Below are 12,298 nucleotides of genomic sequence, written 5' to 3' on the forward strand. Positions count from 1 at the left end.
TGCAGAGGATGAGAAACTGTGGTAAATTTTCAAAGTATGGAACGATACAGCTTCCAGGACCTGAACCGGATCATGGCGCTGCTGCGCCAGCCGGGCGGCTGTCCCTGGGATCGGGAGCAGACCCACGAGAGCATCCGGCGGAACATGCTGGAGGAGGCCTATGAGGCGGTGGAAGCCATCAACGAGAAGGACCCCGGACACCTCAAGGAGGAGCTGGGGGATGTGCTGCTCCAGGTGGTTTTCCACGCCAGAATGGCGGAGGAGGAGGGGCTCTTCACCCTGGACGATGTGGTGGACGGCATCTGCAAAAAGCTGGTGTTCCGACACCCCCATGTCTTTGGCACAGTGGACGCCCGGGACTCCGGCCAGGCGCTGAACACCTGGGACGCCCAGAAGCGGGAGGAGAAGGGGCAGCGCACCGCTGCCGACACCCTGGACAGCGTGGCCAGATCCCTGCCTGCCCTGATGCGGGCGGAGAAGATCCAGGACAAGGCCAGAAAGGCGGGCTTTGACTGGGCGGAGATGGGGCCGGCGCTGGACAAGGCGGAGGAGGAGATGGGTGAGCTGCGCCAGGCCGTGGAACAGGGGGCCAATGTGGAGGAGGAGCTGGGCGACCTGCTCTTCGCCGCCGTCAAGGTGGGCCGCTTTGCAGGGCTGGACAGTGAGCAGGCCCTGCACGGCACCTGTGAAAAGTTTATCCGCCGCTTCCGGCGGGTGGAGGAGCTGGCCGGAGGACGGCCGCTGGACAGCCTGGGACTGCACCGGCTGGAGGAGCTGTGGCAGCAGGCCAAGCAGGATGAGGCTTAAAGGCTGAAAAGCTTTAAGTAATATTATTCAAAAGACTGGCGCACAGGCGCCGAAACATGCTTTAGGAGGAAATCACAATGAATAAGACCGAACTGATCAATGCCGTGGCTGAGAAGGCTGAGCTGTCCAAGAAGGACGCGGAGGCCGCCGTGACCGCCATGATCGACGCCATTACCGGCGCTCTGGTGGAAGGCGAGAAGGTCCAGCTGGTCGGCTTTGGCGCCTTTGAGGTGAAGGCCCGTGCCGAGCGTGTCGGCCGCAACCCCCAGACCAAGGAGACCATCACCATCCCCGCCTCCAAGACTCCCGTGTTCAAGGCTGGCAAGGCCCTGAAGGACGCCGTCTCCAAGTAAGCAGGATTATAGAAAAAGGGGGTGCCTCCGGCACCCCCTTTTCTCCATGGAGGAGTACGATGCGATTGGATAAATGGCTGAAGGTATCCCGCCTGATCAAGCGGAGGACCGTGGCAAATGAGGCCTGTGACAACGCCCGGGTCATGGCAAACGGACGGCCGGTGAAGGCCAGCTATGACGTAAAGGAGGGGGATGTGCTGGAGCTGCGGTTCGGAGAGAGAACGGTCAAGGTGGAGGTGCTGGTAGTGGCAGAGCACATGGGCAAGACCGAAGCGGCCGCTATGTACTGGGAGATCCTTTAGAGAAATAAGAAAGCGCGCTACCCCCAAAAACAGGGGCGGCGCGCTTTTGTCATTCAGCTGTGTTCCCGGATGCTGGACATCTCCTGGGCGATGTTCAGGACATGGTCGCCAATGCGTTCGAAGTCGGTGAGCAGCTCAGAGTAAAGGATACAGGCCTCATCAGAACAGGTCCCGGCCTTCATCCGCTCCAGCTGATCCTTGCGGAACAGGTCGGTCATGTCATCGATGCGCTGCTCCAGAGCAGAGACGTCCGTCAGCCAGAGCAGGTCGCCAGCCTCCCGCTGATGCAGGGCGTTCAGCGCCTCCAGACAGATGTCCCGCATCTGGCAGATCTCCTCCTGAGCCTGGGCGGAGAACTGGATGTGCCGTTCCTCCAGCAGCTTGGAGTAGCCGCAGATGTTGATGGCGTGGTCGCCGATGCGCTCGATATTGCCGGTGATGGTAAAATAGCTGCTGACGATGCTGGAACCCTGCTCGTTGGTCTCATAGGTGATGAGACGGGAGATATACTTGGAGATCTCCTTATTGAGGAAATCCAAGTAGCTCTCCATCTTCTCGGCCTTGGTCAGAAGACTGCTGTCCCGACTGAGCACCGCGTCAAAGCTGGTCTCGATGTTGTCCTGGGCCATATCCAGCATCCGATCCAGCTCCTGCTGCAGCTGGCCGATGTGGATAGCGGAGGCGCCCAGGTTGCCGTCCTTGCTGCTGACCTGGACGGGGGTCAGGTATTCCAAGTGCATCTCGTCCCGGTTCTCCTCCGGCTGCTCGGGCAGGATACGCACCGCCAGGCTGGCCAGTTGATTGCCCAGAGGAAGCAGCAGAAGGGTAGTGACAATATTGAAAATAGTGTGCATGTTGGCAATCTGGGCAGCCGGCGCATCAGGGGTAAAGGAGGCCACCAGATCGGCCAAGGGAAACAGGATGCAGAGGATGGTAAAGAGCACCGTGCCGATGATGTTGAACATCAGGTGGATGATAGTAGCACGTTTGGCGCTGCGGCTGGTGCCGATGGAGGCCAGGACCGCAGTGATACAGGTACCGATATTCTGGCCAAAGAGGATGAACACAGAACTGGAAAAGCTGATGGCACCGCTGGTGGCCAGAGCCTGGAGGATGCCCACTGAGGCCGAAGAGGACTGGATCAGGGCGGTAAACAGGGCGCCCACGGCGATGCCCAGCAGGGGGTTGGAGAATCTGGTCATCAGGTCCACAAAGGCCTGGGAGTCACGCAGAGGCATCATGGAGGAGCTCATCATCTCCATGCCGATAAACAGCACGCCGAGACCGGCCATGATCTGGCCGATGTGGTGGGCCCTAGGCATCTTGACAAAGACCACCATGGCCACGCCGATGAAAGCGAAGAGAGGGGCAAGGGCGCCCACGTCCAGAGCAATCAGCTGTCCGGTGATAGTGGTGCCGATATTGGCGCCCATGATGATCCAGACCGCCTGGTTCAGGGTCATCATCCCGGAATTGACGAAGCCCACCACCATGACTGTGGTGGCGGAGGAGGACTGGATCACGGCGGTGATGCCCGCGCCCACCAGGACGCCCAGAAAACGGTTGGCAGTCAGCCGCTCCAGGATCAGCTTCATCTTGCTGCCGGCAGCGGCCTCCAGGCCGGAGCTCATCATCTGCATGCCGTACAGGAACAGCGCGAGACCGCCCAAAAGACTCAGAAGGCCTGAAACAGACATAGGGATTCCTCCTTCAATCAACACAGCTTCCGCCGAGAGGAGCGAAACAAAGGGCATGGAAAAAGCATAACCCACATCATAAGATGATCGGCGCGGGCTATGCTTGAAAACTGTACCAACAGGGTTCCACATCAAGACCATGTTCAATACCGGAATATTCTGCAATGATATTATAAGGGGGAAGGCTTCCCAGTGTCAATACCATTCTTGGACAAAATTTGACAGCCGGAGCATAGGACTGTTTTGCGAGATGCGCACACTGGGGTAGAAAAGCGAAATGTCTACCAAAAGTCTACCAAAAAAGGGCGGCGGTGGCCTGGAGTTTCAGGGCCTTGCTGCCCCTTCTGTTTTCATGTGTCTACCAAATGTCTACCAGGGAAACTTTTTAGGCGTAATCTCGGGGATTTTTCCCTTGATCTCCCCTTTTTTATAACCAATTCCTCCTGTGTCAGAAGTGTTGTACAGGCATAGTGGGTCGAAATGTTCTGGAAAAGGCCCGGTTTGTCAGAAAACAGCGACTTTTGTCAATATAAAAAGGAGGAATATCCAATGAGAAACCTGAAGCGTGCTCTCAGCCTGGCTCTGGCTTCCGTTATGCTCCTGGGCATGATGGTCGTGGGTTCCAGCGCTAAGGGTATCGACGATTTCACCGACAAGGCCGAGATCGTCAATCAGGATGCCGTGGCGGTCACCTCTGCCATCGGCATGTTCGAAGGCTACGAGGACGGGTCCTTCGGCCCCGAGAACGTAGTCACCCGCGCCGAGATGGCGGTCATCATCTGCACCATGCTGTACGGTGCCGGTGTGAACGTCAACCAGTTCGCGGAGACCAGCGTGTTCACCGACGTCCCCGCCTGGGCGGAGGGCTATGTGAACCTGTGCTCCAGCCTGGGCATCGTGGCCGGCGTGGGCGACGGCAAGTTTGACCCCAACGCCACCGTGACCACCGCGCAGGCCGTGCTGATGCTGTGCCGCGCCCTGGGCTACTTCCAGAGTGCCGCTGACTTCGGCAATGACTGGATGCTGGCCGCCACCGCTAAGGGCACCGCTCTGGGCCTGTACGGCGACCTGAAGCTCACCGCCAACGCCGGGCTGACCCGCGACAACGTGGCTGAGCTGGTGTTCAACGCCCTGACCAAGACTGTGCCTGTCCAGTACAACGAGCTGCTGGGTGTGTACTACAACGAGAACCAGGGCATCATCTACTCCCTGGAGTTCAACTACCTGCAGACCCTGGGCTACAAGAACTTCGACCTGGTGTACCGCACCGACACCGAGACCATCTATGGCCGTCCCGGCACTACCTGGGGCACTGGCTCCTACAACGTGCCCACCAACGCCGGCACCACTCAGAAGGACGAGTATCTGACTGAGAACGGCGGCCTGATCGCCGACAAGGTCCGGATGCTGGATAAGAACGAAATCATCACTGTCCCTAACACTCCCGACTATGTCTATACCGCCAACACCAAGGAAGAGGCCGTGTACGACGATCTGGGCTCTACCGTCTGCAACGACACCAAGGGCGACGACAAGTACACCTGGACTGCCTTCATCAACGGTGAGGAGCAGGATGAAGCTGTCATTCCTACTGAGAACGAGGACGACAAGTGGGTCTACACCGATAAGGGCGCTGTCGTAGAGGTGTACATCGATGACTACACCCTGGACGTGACCGTGGTGGAGATCAACTACTACCTGGGCGAGGTCTCCAAGGTGGACGGAGACGAGGGCACCATCAATGTCCGTGCTCTGTCTTCCGAGGCTAAGCTGGACGACCGCACCTTTGCTACCGCTGACTTCGAGGAGGACGACTATGTTGTCTTCACCGTGGACTACAACGACGACGAGGACTTCTACATCTGCGAGCTGATGGCCCCCGAGACTGTCAGCGGTGAGGTCACCCGCGTGGATAAAGACGCTGAATCCAACAGCGCCAACAACGACAACGACGACAGCTATGTCCGCATCGACGGCAACAAATACTCCTACGCCAGCAAGAACCACAACGTCTATGATCTGGACGAGGGAAAGAATGTTCACCCCGTTCTGAACGAGAACTACACTCTGTACCTGACTCCCGAGGGATACATTCTGGGTTATGCTCTGGCTGACCAGTCCCCCGACCAGTACCTGTACGTGGAGGACTCCGACGAGGAGCTGGGCGACTGGGTCGCTAAGGTGGTCCTGGAGGACGGCACCTCCTCCAAGGTGGAGCTGAAGAACGACTACGTCAAGTCTGATAACGGTGACTACGACATCAAGTGGGTGAAGGACGACGGTACCGACTACGGTCCCAGCGACCAGATCCAGAAGGTCCGCACCAACATCGACAAGCATGTCTTCGCCTACACCGTCAATGACGCCGGCCTGTACACCCTCACCGAGGCCGATCATCTCTGCTATGACACCGTGGATACTCAGACTACCGTGACCGGTGTCCAGATCCACAACGGCAAGGCCTACATCGAGACCGGTGCCAACAGCATCATCGTGGACCGGGATACCATCTTCGTGGACGTAGACAACAACGTGGCTTACACCGGCTATGATGAGGTCCCCAACGTGGATGACGCCGACATCGCCTATGTCAAGGACGGCCGCACCGCCGAGGTGGTCTTCATCGTCAATGGCGAGATCTACGACGAGAACAGCACCTACTTCATGCTCACCGATAAGACCCGTGAGTCCCTGAACAAGGACGAGGACTTCTGGGAGTACAGCAAGGCCTATGTGAACGGCCAGAAGCAGACCATCACCGTGGCCTATGACGCGGTCCAGATGTGGGATGCTGCCAAGAGCGAGTGGGTCAAGGATACCAGCAAGGTGAACAAGGTCCTGGAGGTCGGCGTGCTGTACAAGGCAGTCAAGAGCAACGACGACGGCTACTTCACCGCCATCCGGCCCGTGAAGCTGGACAACGAGTTTGTGACCGAGGTCGCCCATGACGCCTTCTGGATCACCGACAATCACAACTACGCCGAGGACAAACAGGTCAAGTACGACACCGACGGCGAGACCATCTTTGTCGTGGTGGAGCAGACCTATAAGAAGAACGGCGATGAGGATAAGCTGGTCATCGACGACGGCGACATCAACGACATGTTTGAGGGTGTGGACGACGACGGCATGATCTCCTATGTCTCTGTCATCGAGGAGGATGAGGAGTACGCCGAGCTGGTCTACATCTGGCTGGAGAAGGCCCCTGTCTTCTCTGATGACGCTTCTGTGAAGTCCATTAAGGTCAAAGAAAAGCCTGTTACCGAGGCGTCTTCTGAGGACGGCGTAGACTATGAGATCAGCCTGTCCAGCACTGTTGCGGCCAGCAGCAAAGTGGTCTTTGATGTGACCGCCAACAATCCCAATGCCTCCGTTGCTCTGTACGTTGGAAATGCCACCCAGTTTGCTGATGACGATTGGACCGCCTATGACAACACAAAGACTGAGTCTGTCGCCGGCTGGGGCACCTTCTATCTGAAGGCTGTGATCACTGCCGAGGACGGCAAGTCCAAGAACACCGTCGTTGTTAAGGTCGAGGTGGCCGCCGGTGCGACCGAAGTCACCACCAGCGATGAACTGGCCGCCGCTCTGGCCGACACTGATGTGGACACCATCTATCTGGCCGATGGCAACTACCAGCTGACCACTAGCAACAATCAGATCAATCGTGATTTGACCATCATCGGCTCTGAGAACACCCGGATGTTCGCTGCTGATGGTTCAAGCCAGGATAGCCTGCTGATTGCCGGTGGAGAGGTGACTATCAAGAACATCACCTTTAAGGGCAGTAAGACCGCAAGCCAGCATGGTCTGACCGTAAACGGTAGCAGCGAGGTTGTGATTGAGAACTGCGTGTTCGATGATCTGTACTCCGGTATCTGGTTCAATGGTGGCGAGGGCAGCGTCAAGAACTGTGAGTTCACCTATTCTGGCACTATGAATGCTATGAATGTTGATGGCCTGTCCGGTGTCCTGACCGTTGAGGGCTGCACCTTCAATGGCCCTGACAATATAAAAAATATTTACTGTGCCAGTGCGTCTATTGCCATGAAGGTAGAGGGCGAGGGCTTTACGATTGGTTTCTAATCATAATTAGATAACTATCTTGTAAAGTGCAATTGACGGCCCCCCGGAGCAAATGCTCCGGGGGGCTCTCTCACTTCCCCTCCAGCTTCTCCCCCCGGGAAGACAGGGCGTTGATGTCGGCGCGCAGCTTATCCAGCACCACATTGAGAACACTGGGGCTGACGATCAGATCTCGCATGGCTTTCAGCGCCCCGTCGATCTTTTGATTATCCGCGTTAAACTCCGTCTGGAGCACCTGGTCCGCAGCCTCCCATTGATTCAGTCCATAATACTGCGTTTGTCCCCTTGCCATAAAAATTCCCTCCTGTCTTGACTGGGCCCGGCAGATCCGGACCTGCTCAAAACCGGAGGGAAAAGTTATTTTGTGAGACGTTTCAATACAAATTATGGAAGCAAAGCAAAACTGTGCTCATTTTGCCCCGCCTGTGCAGGGCTCACGGGCATTTTTTGAGGGGAGTGCTGGGATACGGCCCGATGAGGACATCGGACCCCGCAAAAAGGGAGGCATCTGTGGACGCAGATACCTTCCTTCTTGATGAGACAGTCGGGGAATACCGCCCGCAGGCCGGCCCCGCCCACTGCGAGCCCGACGAAGCGGGATGCAGTGGGAAAGAAAGGACAGCAAAACGAGCGTACCCTGACTTATAAAATAAGTCGGAGCAAGCGATACAAAACTTGCTCCGACGTGGAGGGGCCGGTTAAAATCTGGGCTATAGAGATGTCAGACCGGTCTTCTGACCGGCGGCGCTGATGCGCCGTAAATTCGCAGGTCCGCAGGACTAAACAATTGCGCAGGGAGGGCTTTGACCGACAGGGCATCGAAATGCCAAAGGGAGCGGCACCCAAAAAGAAAGACACGACAAAAGTCGTGTCTTTCTTTTTGGTGCGCGAGGCGGGACTTGAACCCGCACGTGCGTAATGCACACTAGAACCTGAATCTAGCGAGTCTGCCAATTCCACCACTCGCGCATATTGGCGGCACACAGAAAACGCTCAGTGCAGGTGATATATTAGCATAACTTGGTCCTGCTGTCAACACTTTTTGCGGAAAAACGTCAGCCGAAATGAAAAAAGATGGGTGCATAAAGAGAGGAGCAGTACAATAAAAATGATTGACAGAGCGTGGTCCCGCGTGGTAAGCTAGATAAACATATAAGGGAGTAGTCGGCGCGCCGCGCGGCAGAGTCAACAAACTGGAGGAAAGTCCTCCTGGCTCTGCATGAAACGATGAGACTTATCTGTCGTGGGGACAGATAGGTCTTTTCTTTTGCCCGTTCCAGGGTCGGGGAGGACCGGCTGCGTGTGAGGAGGAACCACAATATGAGCCTGTGGGAATTGTTTGTTATTGCGGTAGGACTGTCTATGGACGCCTTTGCAGTGGCCATATGCAAGGGACTTTCGGTGGGGCGGGTCAGGGGAAGCCACGCCGTGACGGCAGGAATCTATTTCGGCGGCTTTCAGATGCTGATGCCTCTTCTGGGCTATCTGCTGGGGGTGCGCTTTCAAGAGATCATCGCAGGAGTCGACCACTGGATCGCCTTCCTCCTGCTGGGGCTGATCGGAGCGAATATGATCCGGGAGTCCCGGGGCGGGGAAGAGCACGTGGACAGCTCCTTCCGCCCCCGGTCCATGCTGCCCCTGGCGGTGGCCACCAGCATCGACGCACTGGCGGTGGGAGTGACCTTCGCCTTTCTACGGGTGGAGATCGGGCCGGCCGTTTCCTGCATCGGTGTCATCACCTTCCTGCTGTCGGCGGCGGGCGTGTATATCGGCGGAGCTTTTGGGGACCGCTTCCAGGGCAAAGCGGAGCTTGCCGGCGGGGTGATCCTGGTCCTAATGGGGAGCAAGATCCTGCTGGAGCATCTGGGGTTCCTTGGCTGAGGGGAGAGAAAGACAGGCTCCATTCTTGTACAGGGAAGCATAATGTGGTATAGTGGTCCTGACAGCGGCGCTCCGCGTGCTGTGTGAAGGCGGGGCGGCTTCTGAACTGGGAAATGGAGTGTGGAGAGTATGAAAAAAATACTGAGCAGTCTTCCCGTCCGTCTGATCATCGGCGTGGTGATCGGCATCATCATCGGTCTGGGCTCTGCGGACCTGTGGATCGGAGGCACCGACGTGGGCGGCACGATCATGCAGGTGGTACTGACGCTGAAAAACCTGCTGGGCTCACTGATCAATTTCTGTGTCCCGCTGATCATCATCGGCTTTATTGCCCCGTCTATCACCCGTCTGCGGAGCAATGCCTCCCGGATGCTGGTCCTGGCGCTGGCACTGGCCTATACCTCCTCAGTATGCGCCGCACTGATGTCAATGGGGGCCGGCTACGCCATCATCCCCGGCCTGTCCATCCAGTCGGCGGCGGAGGGGCTGAGGGAGGCGCCGGAGCTGCTGTTCAACCTGGACATCGCGCCCGTCATGTCGGTGATGTCCGCGCTGGTCTTTTCTGTGCTGGTGGGCCTGGCGGCCACCTGGACCAGGGCCAAGGTCATCACCCAGGTGCTGGAGGAGTTCCAGCGGGTGGTGCTGGCGGTGGTCTCCCGGGTGGTGATCCCCATCCTGCCCTTCTTTATCGCGGGCACCTTCTGCGGGCTGGCCTATGAGGGCAGCATCACCCGCCAGCTGCCCGTCTTCCTCATCGTGATCCTGATCGTGATGGTGGGACACTACCTCTGGCTGGCAGTTCTGTATCTGCTGGCGGGGCTCTACTCCGGGGAGAAGCCCTGGGAGGTCCTGCGCCACTACGGGCCCGCCTACCTCACCGCGGTGGGCACTATGTCCTCCGCGGCCACCCTGGCCGTGGCCCTGGAGGGAGCACGGAAATCCAAGGTGCTGCGCCGGGACATGGTGGACTTCGGCATCCCCCTGTTTGCCAACATCCACCTGTGCGGCTCAGTGCTCACCGAGGTGTTCTTCGTGATGACGGTGTCCAAGGTGCTCTACGGTGAGCTGCCCTCCCTGCCCACAATGATCCTCTTCTGCTTCCTGCTGGGTGTCTTTGCGGTGGGGGCGCCCGGCGTGCCCGGCGGCACGGTGATGGCCTCCCTGGGCCTGATCATCAGCGTAGTGGGCTTCGACAATGACGGCACCGGCCTGATGATGACCATCTTTGCGCTTCAGGACAGCTTTGGCACCGCCTGCAACATCACCGGAGACGGGGCGCTGACCCTGATGCTCACTGGATATGCCAAGAAGCACAACATTCAGGAGGCACCTGGAAATCCGTTGGCCTGACACAAAAAACAGCGCGCGCCGGGGGGAGTTTCCCCGGGGCGCGCTGTTTTGTTCCGGAAATGGGCTGGAACCACAGCGCCCGGCCTGTTTACACAGGCCGGGCGTTGTGGAGAAGAGAATAAGAAGACAGGAAGCGAAAGTAACAGGGGTCCCCTTACTTGACCGTCTGGAGCAGGTCGCTGGAGCAGCCTGCCCGCAGGAGGTAGCTGTCAGTGGTGTGGCCCAGAATGGTCTGCACCTTTCTGGAGATGGCCATCACCTTGCGCACGTCGATGCCGGTGGTGATACCGGACTCGTCGCACATGTGAATCACATCTTCAGAGGAGATGTTGCCGGCAGCACCGGGGACAAAGGGACAGCCGCCAAGACCGCCAAAGGAGGTGTCAAAACGGGTCATGCCGGCCTCCATGGCGGCCATGATATTGGCCATGGCAACGCCGCGGGTGTTGTGGAAGTGGAGCCACCAAGAGACAGTGGGGAATTTGGTGTGGACATGGGAACACATCTCATAGACCTGGTTGGGGACGCCCATGCCAGAGGTATCGGACAGGGAGATCTCGGTGATGCCCACGTCCAGATATGCATCGATGATGGAGTCGATCTCGGACTGAGGGATGCGGCCGTCCCAGGGGGAGCCGAAGGGCATGGAAATGGAGCCGGAGACCTCGATCCCGTGCTCCGCGGCGGCCTTGACACAGTCGGCAAAACCGGCTACACTCTCCTCAGGAGTCATATTCAGATTCTTCAGGTTGTGCTCACGGCTGGCGGAGACATTCAGCTTCACCTTTTTGCAGCCGCAGTCCGCGGCGCGCTGGACGCCCCGCAGATTGGGGATCAGAGCGCGAAACTCCACGCCGGGGAATTCATTGACCAGAGCCTTGAACAGGTCATCCGTATCTGCCATCTGGGGCACCTTTTTGGGGTGCATGAAGGAGCCGACCTCGATCACGGGGAAGCCGGCGTCCACCAAGTCCCGCAGAAGGGAGAGCTTATCCTCGGTGGAGACGATGGTCTTTTCGTTCTGGAGGCCGTCGCGCAGGCCCACCTCACAGATGGTGATTTCAGAGGGTAGATTCATCATAGCTGGGGAAACCTCCTTGATAATGCCGGCACGGCGGCGGGGTTTTGTGGAAAATGTGCGAAACGCCTGCCGGATGCCGGAACATTCATTAGCATCTTATACGATTATCATACTGTATTGGTCTCCATTATTCCAATATAAGTTTTACATTAAACTATGGAAAATTTCGATGGTTGAGGCGCGGCGGCGGACCGTCAAAGAGCTCCGCGCCCCTTGCCCTGGGGCTGCCGGCGGCCTGGAAGCGGGACCGGGAGGGGCTTGGAGGGCCCCAAAGGGGGAAAATCGTCAGACATCATGGAGAAATAGGGGAGCTTAAATAAAGTTGAGCGATTTGCACAATCGAAAAATTTGCATGTCCAAATCCTTAAAAAAACCAAGGTTCCTGTATGGGTGCACAATTTTGATAGGGTAAAACTATACAAATGGAACAATAAATTGGGATGAGAAGCGGGTAAAGCATGCGAAGTATTGATGAAATTATGAAGAGTTCGCAGTAGACGAATTTGTAGTTTTGAAATAAAATGGGAGACAACGAAAAGAGGGAATTGGTGATAGTGCCACAAGGGTGATATTTCCAGTGCCCTCTCCTCATGTTTGCCGCCGGGATTGTTTATTTTTATGGCAGCCATCGGCGTGCCGGCCCGGACGGGCAGGGGGGACGGATGTTCCCGCCGCCTCCAGCTCAAAGGCCGGGAAACGGCCCCTGCGGGACCGAATACAATATGATATTAGAATTCGGAG

At 57.4% G+C, this 12,298-nt stretch carries 9 protein-coding genes and 1 tRNA gene; 6 read left to right on the forward strand and 4 right to left on the reverse strand.

What is annotated here, in order from left to right; all coding sequences use genetic code 11:
- Positions 1-18: 18 nt before the first annotated feature.
- From mazG to BN1969_RS05105, 3 genes are all read left to right on the forward strand, one after another.
- Positions 19-807, forward strand: a complete 789-nt coding sequence (gene mazG / locus BN1969_RS05095; RefSeq protein WP_050623317.1) for a nucleoside triphosphate pyrophosphohydrolase — start codon at positions 19-21, stop codon at positions 805-807.
- A gap of 77 nt (positions 808-884) precedes the next feature.
- Positions 885-1,160 (forward strand): non-specific DNA-binding protein Hbs, encoded by a 276-nt coding sequence (locus BN1969_RS05100; protein WP_050623318.1) that lies wholly within the window; start codon positions 885-887, stop codon positions 1,158-1,160.
- A gap of 59 nt (positions 1,161-1,219) precedes the next feature.
- Positions 1,220-1,462 carry an RNA-binding S4 domain-containing protein gene (locus BN1969_RS05105; protein ID WP_050623319.1) on the forward strand — a complete coding sequence of 81 codons (243 nt, stop codon included), beginning with the start codon at positions 1,220-1,222 and terminating at the stop codon, positions 1,460-1,462.
- Positions 1,463-1,515: 53 nt separating this feature from the next.
- Here the strand turns inward: BN1969_RS05105 and BN1969_RS05110 are convergent, their stop codons facing one another.
- Complete coding sequence (locus BN1969_RS05110) at positions 1,516-3,159, reverse strand: Na/Pi cotransporter family protein (protein WP_050623320.1); 1,644 nt, start codon at positions 3,157-3,159, stop codon at positions 1,516-1,518.
- 549 nt (positions 3,160-3,708) lie between these two features.
- On the opposite strand from BN1969_RS05110, the gene BN1969_RS05115 reads away from it, so the two are divergent.
- A complete protein-coding gene (locus BN1969_RS05115) occupies positions 3,709-7,245 on the forward strand; it encodes an S-layer homology domain-containing protein (protein ID WP_050623321.1) in 3,537 nt (1,178 codons plus the stop codon).
- Positions 7,246-7,315: 70 nt separating this feature from the next.
- On the opposite strand, the gene BN1969_RS05120 is transcribed toward BN1969_RS05115, so the two are convergent.
- Both BN1969_RS05120 and BN1969_RS05125 read right to left on the reverse strand, forming a co-directional pair.
- Positions 7,316-7,537 (reverse strand): hypothetical protein, encoded by a 222-nt coding sequence (locus BN1969_RS05120; RefSeq protein WP_050623322.1) that lies wholly within the window; start codon positions 7,535-7,537, stop codon positions 7,316-7,318.
- A gap of 589 nt (positions 7,538-8,126) precedes the next feature.
- Positions 8,127-8,214, reverse strand: a tRNA-Leu gene (locus BN1969_RS05125).
- 351 nt (positions 8,215-8,565) lie between these two features.
- On the opposite strand from BN1969_RS05125, the gene BN1969_RS05130 reads away from it, so the two are divergent.
- Positions 8,566-9,126, forward strand: a complete 561-nt coding sequence (locus BN1969_RS05130) for a manganese efflux pump MntP (protein WP_050623323.1) — start codon at positions 8,566-8,568, stop codon at positions 9,124-9,126.
- A gap of 129 nt (positions 9,127-9,255) precedes the next feature.
- Positions 9,256-10,476, forward strand: coding sequence for a dicarboxylate/amino acid:cation symporter (locus BN1969_RS05135; RefSeq protein WP_050623324.1), 1,221 nt, complete (start codon positions 9,256-9,258; stop codon positions 10,474-10,476).
- A 154-nt stretch (positions 10,477-10,630) separates the two neighbouring features.
- Here BN1969_RS05135 and BN1969_RS05140 read toward each other — a convergent pair whose 3' ends face one another.
- Positions 10,631-11,557 carry a hydroxymethylglutaryl-CoA lyase gene (locus tag BN1969_RS05140; protein WP_336454703.1) on the reverse strand — a complete coding sequence of 309 codons (927 nt, stop codon included), beginning with the start codon at positions 11,555-11,557 and terminating at the stop codon, positions 10,631-10,633.
- Between the last annotated feature and the right edge of the window lie 741 nt (positions 11,558-12,298).

The sequence above is a fragment of the Clostridium phoceensis genome (assembly GCF_001244495.1).
In the GTDB taxonomy this organism is placed as follows: Bacteria; Bacillota; Clostridia; order Oscillospirales; family Oscillospiraceae; genus Lawsonibacter; species Lawsonibacter asaccharolyticus.

What these genes read in the sequence shown, in the direction of transcription:
- BN1969_RS05100 (WP_050623318.1), top strand. Translation starts at nt 885, where the DNA reads ATGAATAAGACCGAACTGATCAATGCCGTGGCTGAGAAGGCTGAGCTG.
- BN1969_RS05110 (WP_050623320.1), bottom strand. Translation starts at nt 3,159, where the DNA reads ATGTCTGTTTCAGGCCTTCTGAGTCTTTTGGGCGGTCTCGCGCTGTTC.
- BN1969_RS05130 (WP_050623323.1), top strand. Translation starts at nt 8,566, where the DNA reads ATGAGCCTGTGGGAATTGTTTGTTATTGCGGTAGGACTGTCTATGGAC.
- BN1969_RS05140 (WP_336454703.1), bottom strand. Translation starts at nt 11,557, where the DNA reads ATGATGAATCTACCCTCTGAAATCACCATCTGTGAGGTGGGCCTGCGC.
- BN1969_RS05135 (WP_050623324.1), top strand. Translation starts at nt 9,256, where the DNA reads ATGAAAAAAATACTGAGCAGTCTTCCCGTCCGTCTGATCATCGGCGTG.
- BN1969_RS05105 (WP_050623319.1), top strand. Translation starts at nt 1,220, where the DNA reads ATGCGATTGGATAAATGGCTGAAGGTATCCCGCCTGATCAAGCGGAGG.
- BN1969_RS05120 (WP_050623322.1), bottom strand. Translation starts at nt 7,537, where the DNA reads ATGGCAAGGGGACAAACGCAGTATTATGGACTGAATCAATGGGAGGCT.
- BN1969_RS05115 (WP_050623321.1), top strand. Translation starts at nt 3,709, where the DNA reads ATGAGAAACCTGAAGCGTGCTCTCAGCCTGGCTCTGGCTTCCGTTATG.